This is a genomic window from Brevibacterium sp. UBA7493 (assembly GCF_002479565.1).
Lineage (GTDB): Bacteria > Actinomycetota > Actinomycetes > Actinomycetales > Brevibacteriaceae > Brevibacterium > Brevibacterium luteolum.
Genome location: NZ_DLOD01000007.1, coordinates 25833 through 50541, shown reverse-complemented (window position 1 = coordinate 50541; position 24709 = coordinate 25833). Strand labels below are relative to the sequence as shown.

Annotated in this window: 27 protein-coding genes; 21 read left to right on the top strand and 6 right to left on the bottom strand. The window is 67.0% G+C overall.

The features are described 5' to 3' along the window. Positions 1 to 26: 26 nt before the first annotated feature. The 6 genes from pgsA (at position 27) to B4E96_RS04895 (ending at position 3772) form a co-directional block, all read left to right on the top strand. Positions 27 to 635: a CDP-diacylglycerol--glycerol-3-phosphate 3-phosphatidyltransferase gene (pgsA, locus tag B4E96_RS04920; protein WP_259797851.1), complete on the top strand. Its 609-nt coding sequence runs from the start codon at positions 27 to 29 to the stop codon at positions 633 to 635. Further along, positions 632 to 1117, top strand: a complete 486-nt coding sequence (locus B4E96_RS04915) for a CinA family protein (protein WP_259835859.1) — start codon at positions 632 to 634, stop codon at positions 1115 to 1117. The genes pgsA and B4E96_RS04915 overlap by 4 nt, the downstream gene beginning before the upstream one ends. Positions 1118 to 1231: 114 nt before the next feature. After that, positions 1232 to 1546 (top strand): helix-turn-helix domain-containing protein, encoded by a 315-nt coding sequence (locus B4E96_RS04910; RefSeq protein ID WP_102162627.1) that lies wholly within the window; start codon positions 1232 to 1234, stop codon positions 1544 to 1546. After that, a complete protein-coding gene (locus tag B4E96_RS04905; RefSeq protein ID WP_259797842.1) occupies positions 1546 to 1776 on the top strand; it encodes a DUF3046 domain-containing protein in 231 nt (76 codons plus the stop codon). The genes B4E96_RS04910 and B4E96_RS04905 overlap by 1 nt, the downstream gene beginning before the upstream one ends. Before the next feature lie 270 nt (positions 1777 to 2046). Then, positions 2047 to 3153 (top strand): recombinase RecA, encoded by a 1107-nt coding sequence (gene recA / locus B4E96_RS04900; protein ID WP_259835861.1) that lies wholly within the window; start codon positions 2047 to 2049, stop codon positions 3151 to 3153. Continuing rightward, a complete protein-coding gene (locus B4E96_RS04895) occupies positions 3140 to 3772 on the top strand; it encodes a regulatory protein RecX (protein WP_286956606.1) in 633 nt (210 codons plus the stop codon). The genes recA and B4E96_RS04895 overlap by 14 nt, the downstream gene beginning before the upstream one ends. A gap of 21 nt (positions 3773 to 3793) precedes the next feature. Here the strand turns inward: B4E96_RS04895 and B4E96_RS04890 are convergent, their stop codons facing one another. Continuing rightward, on the bottom strand, positions 3794 to 3985 hold the full coding sequence (locus B4E96_RS04890) for a hypothetical protein (protein ID WP_259797839.1): 192 nt from the start codon (positions 3983 to 3985) through the stop codon (positions 3794 to 3796). Between the two features lie 319 nt (positions 3986 to 4304). On the opposite strand from B4E96_RS04890, the gene miaB reads away from it, so the two are divergent. The 3 genes from miaB to dapF are packed head-to-tail and all read left to right on the top strand — an operon-like array spanning position 4305 to position 7742. Further along, positions 4305 to 5807 (top strand): tRNA (N6-isopentenyl adenosine(37)-C2)-methylthiotransferase MiaB, encoded by a 1503-nt coding sequence (gene miaB / locus B4E96_RS04885; RefSeq protein ID WP_217007524.1) that lies wholly within the window; start codon positions 4305 to 4307, stop codon positions 5805 to 5807. Between the two features lies 1 nt (position 5808). Beyond that, on the top strand, positions 5809 to 6789 hold the full coding sequence (miaA, locus tag B4E96_RS04880; protein WP_259797837.1) for a tRNA (adenosine(37)-N6)-dimethylallyltransferase MiaA: 981 nt from the start codon (positions 5809 to 5811) through the stop codon (positions 6787 to 6789). Then, entirely contained in the window at positions 6786 to 7742 is a 957-nt protein-coding gene (dapF, locus tag B4E96_RS04875; protein WP_259797836.1) for a diaminopimelate epimerase, read from the top strand. The genes miaA and dapF overlap by 4 nt, the downstream gene beginning before the upstream one ends. Positions 7743 to 7778: 36 nt before the next feature. On the opposite strand, the gene B4E96_RS04870 is transcribed toward dapF, so the two are convergent. Next, a complete protein-coding gene (locus B4E96_RS04870) occupies positions 7779 to 8399 on the bottom strand; it encodes a class I SAM-dependent methyltransferase (RefSeq protein WP_259797834.1) in 621 nt (206 codons plus the stop codon). Between the two features lie 84 nt (positions 8400 to 8483). Between B4E96_RS04870 and hflX the strand changes: the two genes are divergently transcribed. Both hflX and B4E96_RS04860 read left to right on the top strand, forming a co-directional pair. After that, positions 8484 to 10103, top strand: a complete 1620-nt coding sequence (gene hflX, locus B4E96_RS04865; RefSeq protein WP_414632672.1) for a GTPase HflX — start codon at positions 8484 to 8486, stop codon at positions 10101 to 10103. Beyond that, a complete protein-coding gene (locus B4E96_RS04860) occupies positions 10100 to 12073 on the top strand; it encodes an ATP-dependent DNA helicase (RefSeq protein ID WP_286956604.1) in 1974 nt (657 codons plus the stop codon). The genes hflX and B4E96_RS04860 overlap by 4 nt, the downstream gene beginning before the upstream one ends. Before the next feature lie 84 nt (positions 12074 to 12157). Here the strand turns inward: B4E96_RS04860 and lexA are convergent, their stop codons facing one another. After that, positions 12158 to 12808 carry a transcriptional repressor LexA gene (gene lexA, locus B4E96_RS04855; protein WP_225210908.1) on the bottom strand — a complete coding sequence of 217 codons (651 nt, stop codon included), beginning with the start codon at positions 12806 to 12808 and terminating at the stop codon, positions 12158 to 12160. Between the two features lie 367 nt (positions 12809 to 13175). Between lexA and B4E96_RS04850 the strand changes: the two genes are divergently transcribed. The 8 genes from B4E96_RS04850 (at position 13176) to udk (ending at position 18782) form a co-directional block, all read left to right on the top strand. Then, a complete protein-coding gene (locus tag B4E96_RS04850) occupies positions 13176 to 13538 on the top strand; it encodes a LysM peptidoglycan-binding domain-containing protein (protein WP_165882608.1) in 363 nt (120 codons plus the stop codon). A gap of 9 nt (positions 13539 to 13547) precedes the next feature. After that, positions 13548 to 14693: a histidinol-phosphate transaminase gene (locus B4E96_RS04845; protein ID WP_286956603.1), complete on the top strand. Its 1146-nt coding sequence runs from the start codon at positions 13548 to 13550 to the stop codon at positions 14691 to 14693. Continuing rightward, complete coding sequence (hisB, locus tag B4E96_RS04840; protein WP_259844672.1) at positions 14690 to 15292, top strand: imidazoleglycerol-phosphate dehydratase HisB; 603 nt, start codon at positions 14690 to 14692, stop codon at positions 15290 to 15292. The genes B4E96_RS04845 and hisB overlap by 4 nt, the downstream gene beginning before the upstream one ends. Then, entirely contained in the window at positions 15289 to 15888 is a 600-nt protein-coding gene (locus tag B4E96_RS04835) for a hypothetical protein (RefSeq protein WP_102162641.1), read from the top strand. The genes hisB and B4E96_RS04835 overlap by 4 nt, the downstream gene beginning before the upstream one ends. Next, entirely contained in the window at positions 15885 to 16508 is a 624-nt protein-coding gene (gene hisH, locus B4E96_RS04830) for an imidazole glycerol phosphate synthase subunit HisH (protein ID WP_286956602.1), read from the top strand. Before B4E96_RS04835 ends, hisH begins: the two co-directional genes overlap by 4 nt. 11 nt (positions 16509 to 16519) lie before the next feature. Beyond that, complete coding sequence (gene priA / locus B4E96_RS04825; protein WP_102162643.1) at positions 16520 to 17263, top strand: bifunctional 1-(5-phosphoribosyl)-5-((5-phosphoribosylamino)methylideneamino)imidazole-4-carboxamide isomerase/phosphoribosylanthranilate isomerase PriA; 744 nt, start codon at positions 16520 to 16522, stop codon at positions 17261 to 17263. Continuing rightward, positions 17263 to 18072, top strand: a complete 810-nt coding sequence (locus B4E96_RS04820; RefSeq protein WP_286956601.1) for an SseB family protein — start codon at positions 17263 to 17265, stop codon at positions 18070 to 18072. Before priA ends, B4E96_RS04820 begins: the two co-directional genes overlap by 1 nt. A 77-nt stretch (positions 18073 to 18149) precedes the next feature. Next, on the top strand, positions 18150 to 18782 hold the full coding sequence (gene udk, locus B4E96_RS04815; RefSeq protein WP_286956600.1) for a uridine kinase: 633 nt from the start codon (positions 18150 to 18152) through the stop codon (positions 18780 to 18782). Positions 18783 to 18887: 105 nt separating this feature from the next. On the opposite strand, the gene B4E96_RS04810 is transcribed toward udk, so the two are convergent. Continuing rightward, positions 18888 to 20411 (bottom strand): catalase, encoded by a 1524-nt coding sequence (locus tag B4E96_RS04810; RefSeq protein ID WP_286956598.1) that lies wholly within the window; start codon positions 20409 to 20411, stop codon positions 18888 to 18890. A 75-nt stretch (positions 20412 to 20486) separates the two neighbouring features. Further along, positions 20487 to 20966 (bottom strand): Fur family transcriptional regulator, encoded by a 480-nt coding sequence (locus B4E96_RS04805; RefSeq protein ID WP_102162647.1) that lies wholly within the window; start codon positions 20964 to 20966, stop codon positions 20487 to 20489. 234 nt (positions 20967 to 21200) lie between these two features. On the opposite strand from B4E96_RS04805, the gene B4E96_RS04800 reads away from it, so the two are divergent. Then, positions 21201 to 22781, top strand: a complete 1581-nt coding sequence (locus B4E96_RS04800; protein ID WP_286956596.1) for an AbgT family transporter — start codon at positions 21201 to 21203, stop codon at positions 22779 to 22781. A gap of 132 nt (positions 22782 to 22913) precedes the next feature. Beyond that, positions 22914 to 24266, top strand: coding sequence for a M20 family metallopeptidase (locus B4E96_RS04795; protein WP_286956594.1), 1353 nt, complete (start codon positions 22914 to 22916; stop codon positions 24264 to 24266). A 19-nt stretch (positions 24267 to 24285) separates the two neighbouring features. Here the strand turns inward: B4E96_RS04795 and B4E96_RS04790 are convergent, their stop codons facing one another. Continuing rightward, entirely contained in the window at positions 24286 to 24669 is a 384-nt protein-coding gene (locus B4E96_RS04790) for a DUF1844 domain-containing protein (protein ID WP_259828610.1), read from the bottom strand. Positions 24670 to 24709 lie beyond the last annotated feature (40 nt).

The window sequence follows — 24709 nt, the reverse complement described above, 5'->3', positions numbered from 1 at the left end:
TGAGTGAGCGGCTAGACTGGCCGGTGATGACTTCACACGATGCGGCTGCCCAGAAGCCGAGCAACTTCAACGTCCCGAACGTCCTCACGACGGTGCGGATCCTGCTCGTCCCCGTCTTCCTCTTCGTGCTGCTCGCCCACGACGGCCTCGACCCGGTGTGGCGGCTGTGGGCCCTCATCATCTTCCTGCTTGCGATGATCACCGACAAGATCGACGGTGACATCGCCCGCCGCTACAACCTCATCACCGACTTCGGCAAGATCGCCGACCCGATCGCCGACAAGGCCCTCATGTCCGCCGCCCTGCTGGGCCTGTGGTGGATCGGCGTGCTGCCGATCTGGATCCCGGTCATCATCCTCATCCGCGAGTTCGGCATCACCATCCTCAGACTCCTCATCGTCAAGCGGATCGTGCTGCCGGCCTCGAAGGGCGGCAAGCTCAAGACCGTGCTGCAGACCGTTGCGCTGGCGCTGTTCATCGCCATCGCTCCGCTGCACGCCGTGCTGCCGGCCATCGTGACGTTCTGGCTCGTCATCCTCGCCTGGGTCGTGCTCACCGCCGCGGTCATCGTCACGATCGTCACCGGCGTGGACTACCTCGTCCAGATCTACAAGCGGCTCAAGGTCACCCCGTGACCGTCGCCGAGATCATCCGCCGCCTCACCACCGCCGGGCTGACCGTGGCCACCTGCGAATCGCTGACCGCCGGGAAGCTCGCGGCCACGATCGCCGACGTGCCCGGCGCCTCGGCCGTGCTGCGCGGGGGACTGGTCACCTATGCCACCGACCTCAAAACCGCACTGGCCGGCGTCGACGCCGACCTGCTCACCACCTCGGGAGCGGTCCACCCGCAGGTCGCCGCCCAGATGGCCACCGGCGCGGCCCGCGCCTGCCAGGCCGATATCGCATTGGCCTGCACCGGGGTCGCCGGACCGGACCCGCAGGACGGCCAGCCGGTCGGCCGGGTCTTCACCGCCCTGCTCGTTCCGCAGATGGCCGAACCCGAGGTGGTGGGCCACGATTTCTCCGGCGACCGCGCCCAGATCCGGCAGGCGACCGTCGAGGCCTGCCTGTCCCAGCTGGCCGCCTGGGTGCAAGATCGCTGGGCATTGTCTTAAACAGCGGCCCTGAGGCGGCGCCGGATTGACGGAAACGGTAGATTGGATGGAACAAACCACAGCACCGCGGTGTTGAAGGTTTCACATGAACCCTGTCGCTGAGAAAGGACGCACATGACTCTTCTGCGGACCGAGATCGGTGACACGCTGAGGACCGCACGTCGCCGGCAGAACCGAACCCTGCGCGACGTCTCCACCGGGGCCAGCGTGTCCCTGGGCTACCTGAGTGAGATCGAACGCGGCCAGAAGGAGGCCTCCTCCGAGCTGCTCGCCGCCATCTGCGAAGCCCTCGATATGCCGGTCTCCCTGCTGCTGCGCGAGGTCAGCGACCGCTTCGCGATCAGCGAAGGCGTCGACATTCCCGACACCGTTCCCGCCGAGCTGTCCGAGCGCGTGCTCGCAGACGAAGCGCTCGCCGGACAGGCCTGATGCGCCATACCGCCTACTGGGAGCTGATGAACGACGAGTTCGGCTCCATCCGCGCAGCCTCCCTGCACACAGACCTGGCACTCTCAACACTGGGCTCACGCACGCCGGCTGAGGCGTTCGAAGCCGGATTCGAGGCGCGTGAGATCTGGCTGGCTGTCTGCGCTGCCGCAGGAGTTCCCGAAGAGCGCTGGCTCGGTCAGGACAGGAAGCCGCGGGCCAACCCGTTCTGAGCAGGTGCGGGGACGCTGGCGTCGAGCGAAGGCGCTGCGGCACGCATGCAGAGGCGAGCTTCGACCAGAGGCCAACATCGACGACACGCCGCACATTTCGAACTGATGTTCGCATGAGCCGCTATAGTGGTGCCCAGATACGCCGCCCGGCTGTGACCACAGGTGCGCAGCGCGCGGGTTGTCCACAGCTTCACATCGTGAATCGAGTCGATGTCAGTGCCGGAGCCTAGAGTTGCTGGCAGATCGATGAACCACCTCAAGGAGGAATCCATGGCAGCGAAGAACACGCGCGGCGCCGCACCGGCCGCCGGCAACCGGGAGAAGGCGCTCGAAGCGACCGTCTCACAGATCGACCGCCAGTTCGGCAAGGGCGCTGTCATGCGCCTGGGCGAAGAGACCCGCCAGCCCATCGCGGCGATCCCGACCGGATCGATCGCCCTCGATATCGCCCTCGGCGTCGGCGGCATCCCACGCGGGCGCATCGTCGAGGTCTACGGCCCGGAATCCTCGGGTAAGACGACCGTGGCCCTGCACGCGGTGGCCAATGCGCAGAAGAACGGCGGCATCGCCGCCTTCATCGACGCTGAGCACGCACTCGACCCCGAATACGCCAAGGCCCTCGGCGTCGACACCGACCAGCTGCTCGTCTCGCAGCCGGACACCGGTGAGCAGGCTCTTGAGATCGCCGACATGCTCATCCGCTCCGGGGCACTCGATGTCATCGTCATCGACTCGGTCGCCGCACTCGTACCCAAGGCCGAGATCGAAGGCGAGATGGGCGACTCGCACGTCGGCCTGCAGGCCCGCCTCATGTCCCAGGCACTGCGCAAGCTCACCGGCGCCCTGGCCAACTCCGGCACAACCGCGATCTTCATCAACCAGCTGCGTGAGAAGGTCGGCGTGTTCTTCGGCTCCCCGGAGACCACCTCGGGCGGTAAGGCACTGAAGTTCTACTCCTCGGTCCGGATGGACGTCCGCCGCATCGAAACACTCAAGGAAGCCGGCAACGCCGTGGGCAACCGCACCCGCGTCAAGGTCGTGAAGAACAAGGTCGCCCCGCCGTTCAAGCAGGCCGAGTTCGACATCATCTACGGCCAGGGCATCTCGCGAGAGGGCAGCCTCATCGACATGGGCGTCGACAACGGCATCATCCGCAAGTCCGGCTCCTGGTTCACCTACGACGGCGACCAGCTCGGCCAGGGCAAGGAGAACGTGCGCAACTTCCTGCGCGACAATCCCGGCCTGGCTGAGGAGATCGAGCTGAAGATCAAGCACAAGATGGGCCTCATCAAGGTCGAGGAAGAGGCAGCAGAAGCCGAGGCAGCCCCTGAGGCTCCGGCACCGGCAGCCGACTCCCTGGACAATGTCCCGAGCTGATGACGCAACCGGCCAGGACGTCCGCAGCACCGCGGACGTCCTGGCCGCTCTGCAGCAGGCGATCGACTCCGTCGGCACTGACGGGCGGATCCACGGTGCACACTCGTCTGCATCGCTCACTGAGTCCGTCGCAGACGAGCAGCCGGATCCGATCGCTGACGACCCGGAGTACAAGCGGGCGAAGAAACGTGCGCTCAACATGCTCGCTGCCCGCGATCACTCCTCGTCAGAGCTGCGGGAGAAGCTACTCGGCCGAGGGCACCCTGAGGACATCGTCGATGCCCTCATCGAACGCCTGCAGCGTTCGAAGTTGCTCGATGACGCGAACTTCGCCCACAGCTTCGTGCGGGCCAAACGCGAACAGCGCAAGCTCTCACAGTCAGCACTGCGCCGGGAGCTGAAGAAGAAGGGCATCGACGGGCCGATCGCCGATGACGCGCTCGGTGAGATCGACGATGAATGGGATCTCGCCTACGCCGTGGCGGAGAAGAAGGCAGCCTCGACTCGCGCTCTTCCGTATGAGACCCGCCAGCGCCGCATCCTCAGTATGCTCGCCCGCCGCGGCTTCCCCTCCGGCCTGTCGTTCGCTGTCGCCCGGCAGGTGCTCGACACCGACTGACAGACTCAGGCCAAGCAGGGTCTATTCGCGTGCTGCTGCTGTGGTAGCAACGCGTGAGGCGATGAGCACCCACGCCAGCACCCACACGCAGCCGGCAAGAGCGACGATCGCCAACGCTGCCTCGGTGAGGAACACGCTCGCCACGCCAGCGACGATGAGCCCGGCACCGGCCACATACATATACCGTGCTGCTGCCGATGCCCAGTCGTCCACGCCTCGTCGGACTCCATCAGCGTCGCTGTCCGCAGGCCCACCCATAGATTGCGCCGAAGGGTTCCCCGCTGCCCTCGGTAGGCGACAGCGACGACGATCACCCCGGCGAGGGCCAGGGAGAGACCTGTGGTGAGCGCGGCGATGAGGTCGGTCATGATTGACCCTGCTCTCGCACACGGGTGGCAGGGCAGAAATCAGTTAGGGCCGCAGGTGACGTGACCGTCGCTCCTTCTGTATCGGGGATGCACGGGCAGGCTATCAGCCAGAGGACCGACAGCGAGGCGTACCGGCTTGTGCGCACACGCTAGAATGTCTGCCGATGACTGAGGCAATCGCACTGACTGAACCGGAAGCCGGCAACCGCACCCGCACCTATGAGGTCAAGACCTATGGGTGCCAGATGAACGTGCACGATTCCGAACGGCTCTCCGGTCTCCTCGACGACGCCGGATACGTCCGTGCCGATGCCGGCGACCAGGCCGACATCGTCGTCTTCAACACCTGTGCTGTGCGCGAGAACGCCGACAACCGCCTCTACGGAAACCTCGGCCGGCTCGCCCAGGTCAAGGAACAGCGCCCGGATCTGCAGATCGCCGTCGGCGGGTGCATGGCCCAGAAGGACCGCGACACCATCGTCAAGCGCGCCCCGTGGGTCGATGTCGTCTTCGGCACCCACAACATGGGTTCACTGCCGGCTCTGCTCGACCGGGCACGGCACAACAAGGAAGCTCAGGTCGAGATCCTCGAAAGCCTTGACGTCTTCCCCTCAACTCTGCCGACAACCCGCGAATCGACGCATTCGGGCTGGGTGTCGATCTCGGTCGGCTGCAACAACACCTGCACCTTCTGCATCGTCCCGGCACTGCGCGGCAAGGAGAAGGACCGCCGTCCCGGCGACATCCTCGCCGAAGTCGAAGCACTCGCAGCAGACGGCATCACCGAGGTGACCCTGCTGGGCCAGAACGTCAACTCCTACGGCGTTGAGTTCCGCGACCGCGGAGCCTTCGCCAAATTGCTGCGCGCCGTCGGCGCCGTGGAGGGCATCGAACGGGTCCGCTTCACCAGCCCCCACCCGGCAGCGTTCTCCGACGACGTCATCGCCGCCATGGCCGAGACCCCAGCCGTCATGCCGCAGCTGCACATGCCGCTGCAGTCCGGCTCCGACCGCATCCTCAAAGCGATGCGCCGGTCCTACCGGACCAGCCGGTTCCTCAACATCCTCGACAAGGTCCGCGACGCGATCCCGCACGCCGCCATCACCACCGACATCATCGTCGGCTTCCCCGGAGAGACCGAAGAGGACTTCCAGGCCACGATGGACGTCGTGCGCCGCGCTCGCTTCAGCCAGGCCTTCACCTTCCAGTACTCGATCCGGCCCGGTACACCGGCAGCGACGATGGACAACCAGGTGCCCAAGGAGGTCGTCCAGGAGCGCTTCGAACGCCTCGTCGCCCTCCAGGACGAAATCGCCTGGGACGAGAACCGCAAGCTCATCGGCACCGACGTCAACGTGCTCGTCACCAAAACCGGCGATGCCGAGCACGGCCGGATGACCGGCCGTGCCGAAGACAACCGGCTCGTCCACGTGCGCATCGACCCCGCAGCCCAGGACGTCCGCCCCGGTGACGTCGTCTCGACAACGGTGACCGAGGCCAAGCCGTACTTCCTCATCGCCGATGCCGCCTACACGATCCGCCGCACCCGCTCCGGAGACGCCTGGGACCGCAGCCAGGCAGACAGCTGCGGTGCAACCGCCGGCCCGGCAGCAGGGCCGGCCGGACCGACCTCGCTGGGCATGCCGACGATCCGCACCCGCAGCTGAGATGAGCCCCGCCGACCGCACGGCCCAGCCCGTCACGCCGGTCATCAACATCGTCGGCGCCACCGCCACCGGCAAATCCGACCTCGCTGTCGCACTCGCCCAGAAGCTTGGCGGGGAGATCATCAACGCTGATGCGATGCAGTTCTACCGCGGCATGGACATCGGCACAGCCAAGCTGCCCGTCGCTGAGCGCGGCGGTATCGAACACCACCTCATCGACATCCTCGACGTCACCGAAGACGCCTCCGTCGCAGACTTCCAGACCCGCGCCCGGGGGATCATCGCCGACCTGCAGGCACGTAATCTGGTGCCGATCCTCGTCGGCGGTTCCGGACTGTACGTGCGTGCGGCCACCGATGTCATGACCTTCCCCGGCACCGACCCGGCTCTTCGCGCGCGACTCGAAGACGAAGCCGTTACACACGGTCCGGCAGGCCTGCACGACAGGCTCGCCGCACTTGACCCAGCCGCCGCAGCGAAGATCACCACCGGTGACACCCGGCGGATCGTCCGCGCCCTGGAGGTCATCGAACTGACCGGCCAGCCCTTCACCGCCCACCTGCCCCGCTACGCATACGCCATGCCGACCGTGCAGATCGGCTTGGCCGAAGACCGGTCCGTGCTCAACGAACGCATCGCCGCCCGCGTGGAGAGGATGTGGGAAGCCGGATGGGTCGACGAGGTCACCCGCCTGCTCGATGCGGGACTGCGGGAGGGCCGCACCGCCTCCCAGGCGATCGGCTACGCCCAGATCATCGACTACCTCGACGGCAGGATGAGCGCCGAGGCGGCAGTCGAGTCGACGATCATCCGCACGCGGCAGTTCGCCAAACGTCAGCTGACCTGGTTCCGCCGCGATGAGCGCATCCAGTGGCTCGACGCCACCTATCCCGAGCTGGTTGAGAAGGCCGAAGCGCTGCACCGGCAGTGCTATGCTCACGGTGCCGAGACGCCGCCGGCTGAAAGGGAGCCACGCCGATGACCGACGCCCACGCCGCAGACCACACTGCCGCACCGCCGGCCCTGTTGACCGGGCATGGCACCGCCAATGACTTCGTGTTCCTCTATGATCCCGCCGGCGAACAGGACCTCAATGCCGACCAGGTCGCACTCCTGTGCAACCGGCACACCGGCATCGGCGCCGACGGCCTCATCCGCGTCATCCGCTGCACGTCAGCCGGCATCCCCGAAGCGGTCACGGCTGCTGAGGCCGGAGCCGAATGGTTCATGGACTACCGCAACGCCGACGGCTCCATCGCCGAGATGTGCGGCAACGGCGTGCGCGCCTTCGCCCACTACCTGCGCAGCTACGATCTCGCCGCCGACCCCCAGACACTGCCGGTCGGCACCCGCGCCGGCGTCAAGACTGTGACGATCGAACCGGATCCGACAGGCGAAACCGACGTCTGGTACCGCGTCGACATGGGCCGGTGGCAGCTGCCCGGCTCCGGTAATGGAGGCGCGGACACGCTGGTGCTCACCCGCGGCATCGACGTCGCCCGGCCGGGCCTAGACGTCGATATGGGCAACCCGCACACCGTCGTCGCGCTCGCCTCAGCCGAGGAGCTCGCCGCAGCCGAACTCACCTCAGCCCCGCAGCTCAACCCCGACCCGCCGGCCGGGGCCAACATCGAATACATCGTCATCGAACCGGACGGCGATGGCGACCCGACAACCGGCAGCCTGCGCATGCGCGTGTTCGAACGCGGCGTCGGTGAAACCCAGGCCTGCGGCACCGGAGCATGCGCAGCCGCCCTGGCAGCCCACCACTGGGCTGGAGCCCAGGGCCCGATCCAATGGCTGGTCGATCAGCCTGGCGGCACTGTGCGCATCGACGTCAACGGCCACCAGGTCAGCCTGACCGGACCGGCTGAACTCACCGCCGCGATCGAACTGTCCGAACAGCTCAAGGCGCGCATGCGCCGGCTGCTCTGAACCGCCTCGGGAACGGCCGACCGACCAGCCGGCCGCTCAGTCGGCCAGACGCTCGATCCGCAGGATCCGGAAGCCCTTCGACGTCGTCGTCCGCTCCACGGCATACGCATCGCCGAGCTCGCCGCGCAGCCAGGTGAGCAGCGAATCGGCACCGAGCTTCTTGGCCACCACGAGCCACGCCTCACCGCCGACGGCTAGGCGGGGCAGCCACGTGAGCAGCAGCTCGTGCAGCACCGCCTTGCCGACCCGGATCGGCGGATTCGAATAGATCGCAGCGAACCGCACCTCAGGCTGGATCTCCTCAGCGGTGACCGCACGAATCGAGCCCAGCCCCAGGTCGGCGGCATTGCGGCGGACGAGGTCGAGGGCGCGCTCATTGACGTCGAGCGCCCAGATGCGCGGGTGCGTGCCGGCAGCAGCGCCGGTGAGGGCAGTGTGGATGGCGACCGGCCCCCAGCCGCAGCCCAGATCGAGCACATCGCCGTCAGGCGGATCGGGGATCTCGTCGAGCAGCACACGCGTGCCGGTGTCGAGATGACCGGGGGAGAAGACCCCGGCAGCCGTCGCGACGCTCAGGTCGCGGCCGGCCAAGCGCACATCGATGGTGCGCAGCTGCGCGTCGCTGGCCGGCTGGGCGGAGAAGTAGTGCTCATTCATCGCCACCATCCTACGGGGCGCGCAGGCCGCAGACGTCGCTGCCGTGTGGGACAATAGAAGACCGTCAGAGAAGAAATGAGGACGATGCCAAGCGATACCCATCGCCGTCACCCCGCAGACGAGACCACCCCTGCCGTCGGAACCGGCCAGCCAGCAGAGACCGAGCGCAGTCGCGAAGATGCGATGATCGACCGGATCCTCTCCCGCGGCGGCTCTGCACTGACCGACGAGGACCGCGTCCACCAGGACGACAGCCAGTTCGATGCTCTCGAGCGCGAGGCGCTGCGCCGGGTCTCTGGACTCTCAACCGAACTCGAAGACGTCACCGAGGTCGAATACCGGCAGCTGCGCCTAGAGAAGGTCGTGCTCGCCGGCATCTGGACGCGCGGGACCGCCGCCGAGGCGGAGGAATCGCTGCGTGAGCTCGCCTCGCTTGCCGAGACGGCCGGCTCGACCGTGCTCGACGGTGTGCTGCAGCGCCGCGACCACCCGGACCCGGGCACCTACCTGGGACGCGGCAAAGCCCAGGAACTGGCCGACATCGTCGCCGCCGTCGGCGCTGACACCGTCATCGTCGACACCGAGCTGGCGCCTAGCCAGCGGCGCGGGCTGGAGGATGTCATCAAGGTCAAGGTCATCGACCGGGTCGCGCTCATCCTCGACATCTTCGCCCAGCACGCCAAGAGCCGCGAAGGCAAAGCCCAGGTCGAACTCGCCCAGCTCGAATACCTGCTGCCGCGCCTGCGCGGCTGGGGCGAGTCGATGTCCCGTCAGGCCGGTGGCCGGGTCGCCGGCGGTGAGGGCATCGGCTCCCGCGGTCCCGGTGAGACGAAGATCGAACTCGACCGCCGCCGCATCCGCACCCGGATGGCCAAGCTGCGCCGCCAGATCGCCGATATGACCCCGGCACGGGAGACGAAGCGCGCCAACCGGCAGCGCCACCAGGTGCCGGCCGTAGCGATCGTCGGCTACACCAACGCCGGGAAGTCCTCCCTGCTCAACCGGCTCACCGACGCCGATGTCATGGTCCGCAACGAGCTCTTCGCCACCCTGGACCCCACGGTGCGGCAGGCGACGACCGAGGACGGCCGCGAGTTCACGTTCACCGACACCGTCGGGTTCGTGCGCAATCTGCCGCATCAGCTCGTCGAAGCCTTCCGCTCCACACTGGAGGAGGCGACGTTCGCTGATGTGCTCATGCACGTCGTTGACGCCGCTCACCCGGACCCGCACGGGCAGCTGGCAGCCGTGCGCGAGGTGCTCGCCGAGGCCGACACCGATGACATCGCCGAGCTCATCGTGTTCAACAAGTCGGATCTGGCCGACCCGGAAGTGCTCACCGGCCTGCTCGCCCGCTATCCGGAGGCCGTCGCCGTCTCCGCAGCGACCGGCGAGGGGATCGGTGAGCTGCGCGAGCGGCTGGCCGAGCTGCTGCCGGCACCTGATCACGAGGTGACGGTGCTGATCCCGTATGACCGCGGCGACCTCGTCTCCCGCATCCACGACGAGGGCACCGTGCTCGTCGAAAAGCACCTGCCGGAAGGCACCGCTGTGCAGGCGAAGGTCGACGCCGACCTGCTCGCAGCCTTGGAGGAGTTCCGCAAGCCGGACATGTTCGCCGGCCAGGAGCACCTCCCGGCAGACACCGACACCGGAGCTGAGTCCGAAGCCGGGGCGGGAGCCGCCGCCGGCCACCGCGCATGAGCCGGATTCCGCCGCTGCTGGAGACCGCGGTCTCAGCACTGGGCGGATCACCGCGCCGCGGACAGCAGGACATGGCCGAGGCAGTCGGAGCCGCACTCGACAACGGCTCCCACCTCCTCGTCCAAGCCGGCACCGGCACCGGCAAGTCGCTGGCCTACCTCGTCCCGGCCGTCGAATACGCCGTGCGCACCGGTGAGCGCGTCGTCGTCTCCACCGCCACCCTGGCCCTGCAGGCCCAGATCATCGACCGCGACCTGCCGCGCCTGGTCAAGGCGATCAAGGGCGAGCTCGACGCACGGCCGCGTGCCGCCGTGCTCAAAGGACGGCGCAACTACCTGTGCAAGCACAAACTCGACGGCGGCTACCCCGACGACGGGGACACCACGCTGTTCGACCTCGGCGCCGACGGTGCCGCCCACCGCGGCGGTTCGGGAATCACCGCGCTGGGGGAGGAGATCCAGCGCATCCGCTCCTGGGAGCGGACCACCGACACCGGGGACCGCGACGACCTCACCCCCGGTGTCTCCGACCGCGCCTGGGCGCAGGTGTCGGTCAACTCCTTCGACTGCCTGGGCAGCAAGTGCCCGATGTTCGAGGAGTGCTTCGCCGAGCGCGCCAAGATCCGGGCCAGCGAGGCCGACGTCGTGGTGACCAACCATGCGCTGCTGGCCATCGACTCCTTCGGCGAAGCCAGCGTCCTGCCCGAGCACGGTGCCGTCATCGTAGACGAGGCCCACGAACTGCGCGACCGGGTGACGAACGCACTGACCGGCTCGCTGACCGTCACGATGCTCAACGCGGCGGCCTCCTCGGCACGCAAGCACACCTCGGCGCAGGAATCGAGCATCGAGAACCTCACGAGTGCTGCCAGTGCATTCGAACGCGCCCTCGAACACGCCAACGAGGGACTCATCGTGCGTTGGCCCGAGGATCTCGCCGTCGCGGTGCGCCAGATCCGGGATGCCGCCAGCCGGCTGCTGTCGGACACCAACGGAAACGAGGCCAAGGACGCCGACGCCGGCCGGCAGATGGCACGTGCCCGCGTGCAGGAGGTCTTCGACCTCGCCGAGCGGATGGCTGAACCGGACAACAACGACGTCTCCTGGGTCAACCGCAGCACCTTCCGCGAGACCACCACCACCTCGCTCGTCGTCGCTCCGCTCAGCGTGGCCGGCACGATGCGCAACGGGCTCTTCTCCGAAGCCACCGTCATCGCCACCTCGGCGACCCTGGCCCTGGGCGGGAAGTTCGAACCTGTCGCCGCCTCGCTCGGACTCGCCGGGCCCGAGGCGCCGGCCTACGACGCGATCGACGTCGGCTCCCCGTTCTCCTACGACAAACAGGGGATCCTCTACGTCGCGGGCCACCTGCCCCGGCCCGGCAGGGGAGGGCTGAGTGAGGAGACTCTGAAGGAGCTGCGCGAACTCGTCGCAGCCTCCGGCGGTGGCACCCTCGGACTGTTCTCCTCGAAGAGCGCAGCCGAACAGGCCGCCACCGAGCTGCGCGAACACCTGCCCATGCCGATACTCCTGCAGGGCGAGGACACCCTCTCAGCCCTCGTCTCCCGGTTCGCAGCCGAACCCGACACCTGCCTGTTCGGCACCATGTCGCTGTGGCAGGGCGTCGACGTGCCCGGGCGGACCTGCCGGCTCGTCGTCATCGACCGGATCCCCTTCCCACGCCCAGACGACCCGCTCGCACTCGCCCGCACCCATGCCGCAGCCCAGCGCGGCGCCAACGGGTTCATGACGGTCAGCGCCACCCATGCCGCACTGCGCCTGGCGCAGGGAGCCGGGCGGCTCATCCGCTCCGTGCAGGACCAGGGTGTTGTCGCCGTGCTCGACTCCCGGCTGCGCACTGCCGGCTACGCAGGTTTCCTGCTCGCTTCCCTGCCGCCGATGTGGCGCACCGACAACCCGGCTCTCGTCCGCGATGCGCTCAGCCGGCTGGCACCCAGCGGCGAGGACTGATCCTGCCAGTGAGCTGATACGGCACAGACGACTGCGGCGCCCGGTCCGAAGACCAGGCGCCGCAGTGCTGTGTTGCAGGTGGGTTCAGACGCGGCGGATGACCGCGACGACGATGCCCATGATCGTGGCGTAGGTGCCGTCGATGGGGTCGTAGTCCTTGTTCTCCGGCAGCAGCCACTGCACACCGTCACGGCGCTGCAGCCGCTTGACGGTAGCCTCATCGTCGAGGAGGGCCGCGACGATCTCACCGTTCTCAGCAGTCGGCTGCTTGCGCACGACGACCCAGTCGCCGTCGCAGATCGCAGCTTCGATCATCGAGTCGCCGACGACATTGAGCAGGAACAGCTCACCGCTGCCGACCACCTGGCGCGGCAGCGAGAAGACGTCCTCGACCGATTCCTCGGCCAGCACGGGCCCGCCGGCAGCGATGCGGCCGAGCACCGGCACCTGGGCCAGGTTCGACGATTCGATGAACGCCTCTTCGACAGCCTTGGCAGCCTCGTCGGCGGGATTGACGATCTCAATGGCGCGCGGCCGGCGCGGGTCGCGGCGCAGGTAGCCGAGGCGCTCAAGCTGGGCGAGCTGATGGGCCACGCTGGAGAGCGAGGCCAGCCCGGCGGCCTTGCCGATCTCGCGCATGCTCGGCGGGTAGCCGTTGTCGATGACGGCCTGTTCGATGGTCTGCAGGACGATCTTCTGGCGGGGAGTCAGACGCCGGTCGTCGGCACCGACCATGTTGAGCGAGTCCTCGGCGTCGATGCCCCGGCGAGCCCGGAACTCCTCGATCTCGGAGATGATGTCCTCGTTGCGGGGACGTCCCCGCCCTCTCTTCTTCTGTTCGGCCATTGCTTCTCCCGTGTGCAATCGAGCGTCGTTCCTGGTCAGCGAGCGATGTCAGTGCCTGCTGGCAGTCTTTTCATCAGACCCGCGAACTTCCGTTCGAATCCATTTTCGCACAGATGTTCGCAGGGACTGGACATTTCTTCGAATATGTCCTTAAATAGTACATGTGTTCGAGTCTCCGGATTGACGGAGGGAAGCCGCCAGGCCGGAGACTCAGCGCAACAGCCTGCTAGGGAAGACAGGATCTGAGGAGGACACCATGAGCACAGCAGCGATGAACGCGTGGAGCCGCACCGGTGCAGAACACCGCACGTGGAGGCTGACCCCGCGGGGCAAGCAGGGTCTGCGTCTGCTGCGCACCATCGCGATGGCAGCCGTCATCGCCGGTGCAGCAGCACTGCTGGTGCTCATGGTGCGTCCTCAGCAGGCCATCGGCAGCGCCGAGCCGGTCGTCCCGGCAGAAACCGTCGTCGTCGAACAGGGCCAGTCACTGTGGACCATCGCCACCGAGGCAACCGGCAGCGGCGACCCGCGCGATACGATGCAGGCGATCATCGAGATGAACGGACTCGAAACATCCGTCGTCCACCCCGGGCAGGAACTCGAAGTCCCCGCTCGATAGACTGGTGCGGTGCCAACGCTCAGTGATCTTCCGCTCAGAGACGACCTGCGCGGCAAAGAGCCCTACGGGGCGCCGCAACTGGCCGTCGACGTCGCTCTCAACGTCAACGAGAACTCCCACCCGGTGCCGCCGGCCGTCGTCGATGCCGTGCGCCGTGCCGTTGATGCGCAGCTGAGCGGCCTCAACCGCTACCCCGACCGGGAATTCACCCGCCTGCGCGAGCTGCTGCTGACCTACGTGCAGGAATTCTCCCGTCGCCAGTCGGCCGACGGATCGACACCAGCTGACTTCCTCACTGCCGACTGGCTGTGGGCAGCCAACGGCTCGAACGAGGTCCTGTCCCACATCCTGCAGGCGTTCGGCGGTCCCGGACGCACAGCACTCGGCTTCGTGCCGAGCTACTCGATGCACCCGCTCATCACCCAGTCGACCGGAGCCCGCTGGATCGCCGTCGACCGGGGAGAGGGCTTCACCCTCAGCGCCGAGACTGCGGCTGCAGCCGTGCGCGAGCACCAGCCCGACGTGGTGTTCCTGTGCACGCCGAACAACCCCACAGGCGGGGGACTGTCCGCCGAGGTCATCGAAGCGGTGCTGGCAGCCAGCACCGGCATCGTCATCGTCGACGAGGCCTACGCGGAATTCGCCCGGCCCGGATACACGACCGCCGTGCATCTGCTGCGCGAGAACCCGCGCCTGGTCGTCTCACGCACCATGAGCAAGGCCTTCTCCTTCGCCGGCGTGCGCCTCGGATACGCCATCGCACACCCGGCCGTAACCGACGCGCTACGCCTCGTGCGCCTGCCATATCACCTCTCGGCCCTGACCCAGGCCGCAGCCTGCGCCGCACTGGAACACACGCCAGTGCTGCTCGACAACGTCGATGCGCTCATCACCGAACGCGACCGCATGGTCACCGCGCTGAGCGAGCTCGGCTTCGACGTCGCAGAGACCGATGCGAACTTCGTGCTCTTCGGCGGCGTGTCCGACACTAGACTGCTGTGGCAGCGTCTGCTCGATGTTGGCGTGCTCATCCGCGATATCGGCATTCCCGGACACCTGCGCGTCAACGCAGGCACCACTGATGAGACCACCGCCTTCATCGAGGCCATCAGTGCCATCGTCGCTGCCCACCCTGAGACCCTGGAGAACCTATGACAGGCCGCACCGCCACCTCCACCCGCCGCACCAGCGAATCGAGTGTCGAAGTCACCATCAACCTCGACGGCTCCGGTCAGGCTGACATCTCGACGACCGTGCCGTTCTTCGACCACATGCTCACCGCACTGGCCAAGCACTCGCTGTGCGACCTGACGGTCAACGCCTCCGGCGACACCCACATTGACGTCCACCACACCGTCGAGGACACCGCCATCGTCATCGGCGACGCGATGCGCGAGGCACTGGGGGACAAGGCCGGCATCCGCCGCTACGGCGACGCCGCCGTGCCGCTGGACGAAGCCCTGGCGCACTGCGTCATCGACATCTCCGGTCGCCCCTACTTCGTCCACACCGGCGAACCCGAAGGTCAGCAGTACCACCTCATCGGCGGGCACTTCACCGGATCAATGGTCGGACACGCCCTCGAATCGCTGTCGATCCACGCCGGCATCACCGCGCACCTGCGGCTGCTCGCCGGCCGGGACCCGCACCACATCGCCGAGGCCCAGTTCAAGGCCTTCGCACGCGCGCTGCGAACCGCGCTCGAAGACGACCCCCGCACCACCGCCGTGCCGAGCACAAAGGGAGCCCTGTGAGCCGCACTGTCATCGTCACCCCGTTCGGCCGTGCCGAACAGCTCGCCGCCGCATGCACCCTGTCCGACATCCGCTGCGATGTCGTGCCGGTCGGCAGCTTCTCAGCCATCGTGCTCGACGACACGAGCATCGCCGAGGGCAATCACGTGGCTGCGACGATCTCGAAGCTCTCCGGCAAGCACGAAGTCCTCATGCTCGCCCGCAACGACGAGCAGATCGACGCCGGGCACTACCGCAGCGGCAGCCGTGAAGCCGACGTGCCAGCAGGACTGGCGCTGACGAACCTTCCCGCCGAGGTCGAGAAGCTGCTGTTGGAGACCATCGCACCGCGCGACATCGACGGCCATCTCGACACCTCGAAGATGTCCAAGCTCGAAGCCAGCAAAGCCACGATGACCCCGGCCCGTGAGGCACTCGCCCGCACGGCCCTGCTGTGGATGGTGGTCGCCTTCCTCGCACTCGTCGGCATCGTCGCCAGCTTCATCGGCGTCATCAACGGCAGCATGGTCGCCTGGGCCGGCGTCGTCATCGCTGCCCTGACCCTCGGCATCTCCGTCCACCGCATCAGCAGAGTGCTCGGAGCCGCACGAACATGAGCGCCGACATCGTCGTTCTCGACTACGGCGCAGGCAACGTCCATTCCGCCCTGCGCGCAGTCGAACGCGCAGGAGCCACTGCGCAGCTCACCGCCGATCTCTCCCGTGCCGCGGCCGCTGATGGGCTGCTCGTCCCCGGCGTCGGCGCCTTCGGCGCCGTCATGGACGCTCTCGAATCTGCCGGTGCCGTCGAGGTCATCCGCACCCGGCACCGCCAGCAGCGCCCGATGCTCGGGATCTGCGTCGGCATGCAGGTCCTCTACACCTCGGGTACCGAACACGGGCTCACCACTGCAGGCATCGGGCTGTGGGAGGGCAACGTCACCCGCCTCGATGCCCCCGTGCTGCCGCACATGGGCTGGAACACAGTCTCTGCGGCCCCAGGCAGCCAGATGTTCGCAGGCATCGCCGACGAACGGTTCTACTTCGTCCACACCTACGCAGCCACCGAAGCCCCGGCCGACGCCGCCGTCACCACGTGCACGCTGGACCGCCCGTTCATCGCCGCCGTCGAAGACGGCACCACCTGGGCCACACAGTTCCACCCCGAGAAGTCCGGTCACGCAGGCACGGCCCTGCTGGCCAACTGGATTCAGGCGCTGAGCGCAGCACAGAAATGAAAGAAGAGGTCATGTCACAGCTCGCAAGTGAACCCGCCCTGACACTGCTGCCGGCAGTCGACGTCTCCAACGGCACCGCCGTGCGCCTGGTCAAGGGGGAAGCCGGCACCGAAACTGACTACGGAAACCCCGTCGAGGTCGCCCAGCAGTTCGAGGACGGCGGAGCCGAATGGATCCACCTCGTCGACCTCGATGCCGCGTTCGGACGCGGCACCAACTACCCGCTGCTCAAGCAGGTGACGAAGGCCGTCTCGATCAAGGTCGAGCTCTCCGGTGGTATCCGCGACACCGAAACGCTCGAGCGTGCCCTCGACACCGGTGCTGAACGCGTCAACATCGGCACCGCGGCCCTGGAGAACCCGAGCTGGACGGCTGAGGTCATCGCCGCCTACGGTGACCGGATCGCCATCGGCCTCGACGTGCGCGGTACGACCCTGGCCGCCCGCGGCTGGACCAAGGAGGGCGGCGACCTCTACGAGATCCTCGTCCAGCTCGAGGAAGCAGGCTGCAGCCGCTACGTCGTCACCGACGTCAACAAGGACGGAACGCTGCAGGGGCCGAACACTGAACTGCTGCGCGACATCGCCTCGCGCACGGACAAGCCGATCGTCGCCTCTGGAGGCGTCTCCAGCCTCGATGACCTGCGCGCGATCCGCGAACTCGTGCCCCTCGGCGTGGATTCAGCTATCGTCGGCAAGGCGCTGTATGCCGGCAAGTTCACCCTCCAGGAAGCTCTCGAAGTCGCAGGACGCTGATGACCGATCCGCAACCGGGCAGCCGTCCGCTGCCGCCGCACATTGCAGGCAGCGCCGACTCAGCAGGCATCCCATGGGTGGGCCGCGACCTCAAGCCCAATCCCTTCTCCGGTGACACCGGGGAAGCCGATGAGGGCCTGCTGCGTGCGCTCAAAGCGGTGGCGGCCGCGCCCTTGCATCCGCAGCGTCACCGCGATGTCCTCACAGCACTCGCGCAGGTGCGCATCTACGCGCCCGTGGTGCCGGCAGCGGTCGAGCACACCGTCGACGAGCGCGGGCTCGTCCACGACAATAAGTCGGAGATGGCGATGGTGCGCCTGGCCGGCGAAGACGGCCGGGAGTGCACCCCGTCATTCACCGACATCCCCACCCTGACCCGGTGGGCCGATGAAGCCCGCCCGGTGCCGATCGAAAGTGAACGGCTGTGTGTCGCCGCGATCGAAGAGGACTCCCAGCTCGTGGTCATCGACCCCGGCAGCCCGCATGCTTTCCTGCTGCGCCGCACCGCACTGTGGTCCTTCGTCCAAGGACACGACTGGCATCCGGCGTGGGCCGATCAGCGAGTGGCCAAAGCCGCAGGAGCGGCAGCTGCAGGCAGCGACTTCATCTCGGCTATCGGCGTGCAGCCCGGCAGCGGCAGCGTCCATGTCTCCGGCCCGGAGATCCGGCTCGTCCTCAAAATCAGCCGACGGCCCGAGCAGGCGGAGCTGGCCGCCTTCCAGCAGAAGCTGAGCGCACACGAGGAGTTCGTCAGCCTCGTCGACTCGCTGGCGATCACACTTGCCGAAGCCGAACCCAGCCGGAACTGAGCTGATCGGCACACAAGCGCACACCCAGCAGCCGATAGGCTGGGACGGATCATCGGACAGGCCAGGGGAGAAGAATCGTGAGCCGAGCATTCACCATCGGTATTGCAGGCGGCACCGGCAGCGGCAAGACCACGCTGACACGCGCTCTCGTCGAGCGCTTCGCCGGACAGACTTCCGTCATCTATCACGACAACTACTACAAGCAGCATGACGGGCTCAGCTACGACGAGCGGGCCGCGCTGAACTTCGACTCTCCCGACGCATTCGACACCGCGCTCATGATCGAGCAGCTGCGCACCCTCATCAGCGGGCAGGCCGTCGACTGCCCGGTCTACAACTTCGCCGACCACAACCGCTCGGCCGAGACCATCCGCATCGAACCGGCACCGGTGCTCATCGTCGAAGGCATCCTCATCTTCTCCGAACCTGAGTTGGCAGACCTGCTCGACATCAAGCTGTTCGTCGACACCGATGCCGATGTGCGGATCCTGCGCCGCATCAAGCGCGATGTCATCGAACGCGGACGCACCCTCGAATCGGTCGAACAGCAGTACCTCAAGACGGTCAAGCCGATGCATGAGCTCTATGTCGAACCAGCCAAGCGCCGTGCTGACCTCATCGTGCCCGAAGGCGGACACAACCTCGTCGCCCTCGACATGCTCATCCGGCACATCGACAGCAACGTCCGATCGTCAGCCCCGGCCAGCTGAGGCGGCTGCCGGGACACACGAAGCGGGGCCGGTGCCAGGATCTCTCCTGGACACCGGCCCCGCCGTCATTCACCGCAGGCCGTCAGCGCCTGCGCGGTGAGCTGATCAGCTCGGCTTGTTGATGGTGCCGTCGGTGCCGGCGTTCTCCTTCTGCGCAGCACGCACGACGTTCTCAACCCGAACGCCGAGGTCAGCGTCGACGTTCTTCCAGTACTGGAAGGCACGCACGAGGATCTCTTCGCTCACTCCGTTGAGGAGGTGACCGGAGATGTTGCCGACCATGCGGTCGCGGGCGGCATCGTCCATCACCTCGCGCACGAGTGCGCCTGCCTGCGAGAAGTCGTCGTCATCCTTCCGCAGCGTCGGGGCCGAGCGCATGACGTCGCCGTCGACATCGAGAAGGTTGTTCTCGGTGGTGCGGGAGGCGTCGGCGTGCGGGCCGCCGTAGGAGTTCGGCGCGTAGACCGGCCGGTCCTTCGGGTAGTTCTCGTAGGACATGCTGCCGTCCTTGGAGTAGCTGTGCTTGACAGCGGCCTTCGGACGGTTGACCGGCAGCTGTGCGTAGTTCGCACCGATGCGGTAGCGGTGGATATCGGCGTAGGCGAAGATGCGTCCCATGAGCATCTTGTCCGGGCTCAGGCCGGTGCCGGGAACCAGGTTCGACGGTGCGAAGGCAGCCTGCTCGATCTCGGAGAAGAAGTCCTCCGGGTTGCGGTTGAGCTCCATCACGCCGACCTCGGTCAGCGGGTAGTCCTCATGCGGCCAGATCTTGGTGACGTCGAACGGGTTGATGCGGTAGGTCTTGGCATCCTCGTACGGCATGATCTGGACCATCAGGCGCCACGACGGGAAGTTGCCGGCCTTGATGGCCTCGAACAGGTCGCGACGGTGGAAGTCTGCATCGATGCCGGCCATCTCATCGGCTTCTTCAGCCGAGAAGCCCTCGTGGCCGTACTTCTGGATGAACTCGTCCTTCTGGTTGGACTTGAAGTGGTACTTCACCCAGTAGCGCTCGCCCTCGGCGTTGACCCACTGGAAGGTGTGGGAGCCGTAGCCGTTCTGCTCGCGCCACGACCGCGGGATGCCGCGATCGCCCATGAGGTAGGTGACCTGGTGGGCCGAGGCCGGAACCTGGGTCCAGAAGTCCCACTGCATGTTGTGATCGCGCAGACCCGAATCGCTCATCCGCTTCTGGGAGTGGATGAAGTCCGGGAACTGGATGGCGTCGCGGATGAAGAAGATCGGGGTGTTGTTGCCGACGATGTCGAGGTTGCCCTCGGTGGTGTAGAACTTCACGGCGAAACCGCGGGGATCGCGCCAGGTGTCAGGCGAGCCCTGCTCACCGGCAACGGTCGAGAAGCGGGTGAGCACCTCGGTCTCGGTGCCCGGCTGGAAGACAGCAGCGCGGGTGTACTTCGAGACGTCGTTGGTCACGGTGAACTTACCGAAGGCACCGCCGCCCTTGGCGTGCACAACGCGTTCCGGGACGCGCTCGCGGTTGAAGTGGGCGAGCTTCTCGATGAGGTAGTGATCCTGCAGCAGGATCGGGCCGTTCGGGCCGACGGTCAGCGAGTGCTCATCGCTGCCGACCGGGATGCCGAAGTCATTGGTCGTGAATTTCTCAGTCACACGTCCTCCTGAAGTGAAGCGCCTGCGCGTGTGCACGCCGACGCACATGGGGTTGCGGTGGAGTGGTTGCTTGTTCTAGCCAGCCGACTGCTCGACGGACGCCTTCGCTGCGGGCTGATCAGACTCCGCAGCAGCTGCCTGGCACCGATCGCACAGGCCCCAGTAGACAACCTCGGCCAGCTCTACGGAGAAGCCGAAGTCCTCAGCAGGGTGCATGCACGGCACACCTTCGGTCCGGCACGGCACATCCTGGATGTGATGGCACTTCCGGCACACGAGGTGATGGTGATTGTCGTGCCGCTGCAGCTCATAGCGGGCAGCGACCGACCCAGCAGGATCGATGCAGCGCACCAGATCGGCACGCTCGAAAGCTGAGAGCACGTCGTAGACGGTCTGGTGGGAGACCTTTCCGATGCGCGCCCGGGTGTTCGTCGTGATCTGTTCGACGTCAGGATGATCAGTCCGTTCGGCGAGCACTTCGAAGACCGCCTGACGCGGTGCGGTCACCCGCAGGCCAGCCGCCCGGATCGTCTCAGCAGGTGTCGGTGAAGACATGCCCTCAGTCTAACAATTTTTTGGAATGACTCAAGAAATGGTCTGCCGAACTCTGCGTGTCGAGGACGTGAAATCCGCCTGGTCTCCGGGTTTCCTCTCACGGTGTGAGATACACCGGGACGTTTTAGCCGGCAGGCCCGGAATATGCCGCCTCGGACATGTCTTCGCAGATGAACTCGTTTAGCGTGTCTGGGAACACAGTCCGCTGCTCACCCGCTCACCCCAGGAGCCCCCATGTCCACGTCCACCCAGACGCCTGAGAAGCCGGGCATCGGCCAGCGCTTCCTCGACACCGTCGAGCGCATCGGCAACAAACTGCCCGAACCCTTCACCCTGTTCCTCGGCCTCTTCGTCATCACCGGCATCATCTCGACCTTCATGGCCCTCTCCGGAGTCAAGGTCTCCCTGCCCGGCAGCGATGAGGAAGTCGTCATCAAGGGCCTGTTCACCGGCGAGGGCATGGCGTGGTTCACCGCCAACATCGGCGCCAACTACGTCGGCTTCCCGCCGCTGGCCACCGTGCTGCCCCTGCTGCTGGCCGTCGGCGTGGCTGAGAAGACCGGCATGCTCGCCGCGCTCGTGCGCATCACCTTCGGCTCCGCCCCGCGCTGGATGCTGCCCTACGCCGTAGCCTTCGTCGGCGTGAGCTTCTCTGTCATGGGCGACTCGGCGTTCATCATCATCCCGCCGCTGGCCGCCCTCGTCTTCAAGGCCGCCGGCCGCCACCCGGTCGCAGGCCTCCTCGGCGGCTTCGCCGCCACCGGCGCCGGCTACTCGACCTCGATCTTCCCGACCTCTCTCGACGCCCTGTTCGCCGGCATCACCACCGCAGTGATGGAATCCCTGCCCGGCCAGGACTACGCGGCAGTCAACCCGGTCTCGAACTACTTCTTCAACGTCTGCTCGGCCATCGTGCTCTCGCTCATCGCCGGCTTCATCATCGACAAGATCCTCGAACCCCAGCTCGAGCGCACCAAGACTCCGCGCGAGGAGACTGAGGTCGACGAGGACGGCAACGTCCACGCCCGCGACGACGAGCTCTCGCCCTACCTCGACGCGAATGAGAAGAAGGCCCTCATCGCCGCCGGCATCGCGACTGTGCTGCTGGCAGCCCTGCTGCTCTTCGCCTTCCTCATCCCGAACTCGCCGTGGCGCAACGAGGAGGGCGGCTTCCTGCCGACTTCGCCGCTGCTCGACTCGATCGTGTTCATCGTCTTCATCGTCTTCTTCACCAACGGCGTCGTCTACGGCATCGTCTCGAAGGCGATCACGAAGATGAACGACATCGTCACGATGATGGGCCAGGCACTCAAGGACATGATGTCCTTCCTCGTGTTGGCGTTCATCCTCGGCCAGTTCATCGCCCTGTTCAACTGGACCGGCATCGGCTCCTGGACCGCCGTCAAGGGCGCTGCGGCACTCGAGGCGATGGAGCTGACCGGCTTCGTGGCGATCATCGGCTTCGTCGCGCTCGCCTCCTGCCTCAACCTGCTCATCATCTCCGGATCCTCGCTGTGGACGCTCATGGCCGCCGTCTTCGTCCCGATGTTCGCGCTCATCGGCTACGAACCGGCCTTCACCCAGGCGTCCTTCCGCGTCGGCGACTCCGCCACCCAGATCATCACCCCGCTCAACCCGTACATGATCGTGCTGCTGGGGCTCATGCGCCGCTACCAGCCCGACGCCGGCATCGGCACCCTCATGTCGCGCATGCTGCCCTTCGTCATCCCGTTCTGGCTCGCCTGGCTCGGCATGCTCGCCCTGTGGTTCTTCCTTGACCTGCCGCTGGGCCCGGGCAACCCGATCCAGCTCTGATCCCCGGTCCCGGGGCGGTGGTGCCGGTGGCCTCGCCGCCGCACCACCGCCTCGGTAGCCTGGGATGACAGCCGCCTGCCCGACCCGCTGCCGCCCCACACCCCGATGGCACGAAGAGGAGAAGCACAGCCCATGCCCGGCCCGCACCCCGCACCCGGCAGCCAGCCGACCGTCCCCGACCCCACCTACCTCAACCTGCTCAAAGCCGATATGGCCGCCCGCGCTGCTGCCGCCAACCCACCGGGCAGCGCCTTCACCGGCGCCCCGGTTGAAGCGACCGCAGAGGTGCGTGCCGCCGTCGACGCGCTCGCCCCGCAGCTGCTGAGCTTGGCCTCAGACATCTACGGCTATGCCGAGCTCGCCTTCGAGGAGTATCGCTCCGCTGGCCGCATCGCCGCCCAGATCGAGGCCGCCGGCATCGACGTCGAACGCGGCGCCTACGGCCTTGACACCGCACTGTGCGCCCGCTTCGGCCCGTCCACCGGCCGCACGATCGGCATCTGCGCCGAATACGATGGCCTGCCCGATATCGGCCACGCCTGCGGGCACAATGTCATCGCCGCCACCGGCGTCGGGGCGTTCCTCGCCATCGCGCGCGCCTATGCCGGGCGTGAGGACGAGCTGCCCGGCCAGGTGGTGCTGCTCGGCACCCCGGCCGAGGAGGGCCACACCGGCAAGGAGTACATGGCCCAAGCTGGGGCGTTCGAGGACCTCGACGCTGCGATCATGCTCCACCCGGCCGGATACGATGCCGCCGATGTGCTGTGGATCGGCCGGCGCCTCCTCGACGTCGAATTCACCGGTGTGGCCGCCCACGCCTCGGCCCAGCCGTTCATGGGCCGCAATGCACTCGACGCCGCCTCGCTGCTGTACCAGGGCATCGGGCTCGTACGTCAGCAGATGCTGCCGATCGACCGGGTGCATGCTGCGATCCCCGAGGGAGGGGACCGGCCGTCGATCATCACCGAATCTGCCCGGGTGAGCATCTACGTCCGCTCCGCAGAGCCGGCGACGCTCATGGACCTCTCCCAGCGGGTCGAGGACATCGCCCGCGGGGCTGCGCTCATGACCGGCTGCGGGGTCGAGGTGCGCTGGGACAAGCACCCGCCGAGCATGCCGGTGCGGGCCAATCAGGCGCTCACCGGCCGCTGGTCGGTCCGCCAGCAGGAGCGCGGCCGGGCACCCCTGCCGCGCGGGGTCGTCAGTGACAGCCTGGCGGCGTCGACGGACTTCGGCAATGTCAGCTATCTCGTCCCCGGCATCCACCCGATGCTGCGGATCGCAGATGCTGAGACCGCCCTGCACACCCGCGGGTTCGCCCAGGCAGCCGCGTCCGAGGCGGCCGAGACCGGGGTGCTCGACGGCACCTACGGGCTGGCCGGAGTCGCGCTCGACTACCTGTTCGACGACGCGCTCGCCGAGGCCGTCAGGCAGGAGTTCGAGGACGCCGGGGGAGTGCTGCGGGTCTCAGAGATGTTCGGCTGAGACGCAGGGAGACTGAAGCTCAGGAGACCGGGCCGGTGAACTTCTCACCGGGTCCCTGGCCGGGCGCATCGGGAATCGCCGAGGCCTCACGGAAGGCCAGCTGCAGGCTGCGCAGTCCATCGCGCAGCGGGCGAGCATGGTGGTTGCCGATCTCCGGAGCGGCAGCGGTGACGAGGCCGGCCAGCGAGGTGATGAGCTTGCGCGCCTCATCGAGGTCGATGAGGTCAGCGGCCTTCTGGGTCTCGGTGTCCTCGCTCAGCCCGCACTTGATCGCCGCAGCACTCATGAGGTGCAGTGCGGCAGAGGAGATGATCTCCAGCGCCGGCACCTCGGCGATGTCGCGGGCAGCCTGCTCATGGGCAGACTCGGGGTGGAACTCGAAATGCGAAGATGCGTCGGTCATGCCCACCAGCTTCCCACACGGGTACCGGCCGGCCAACATG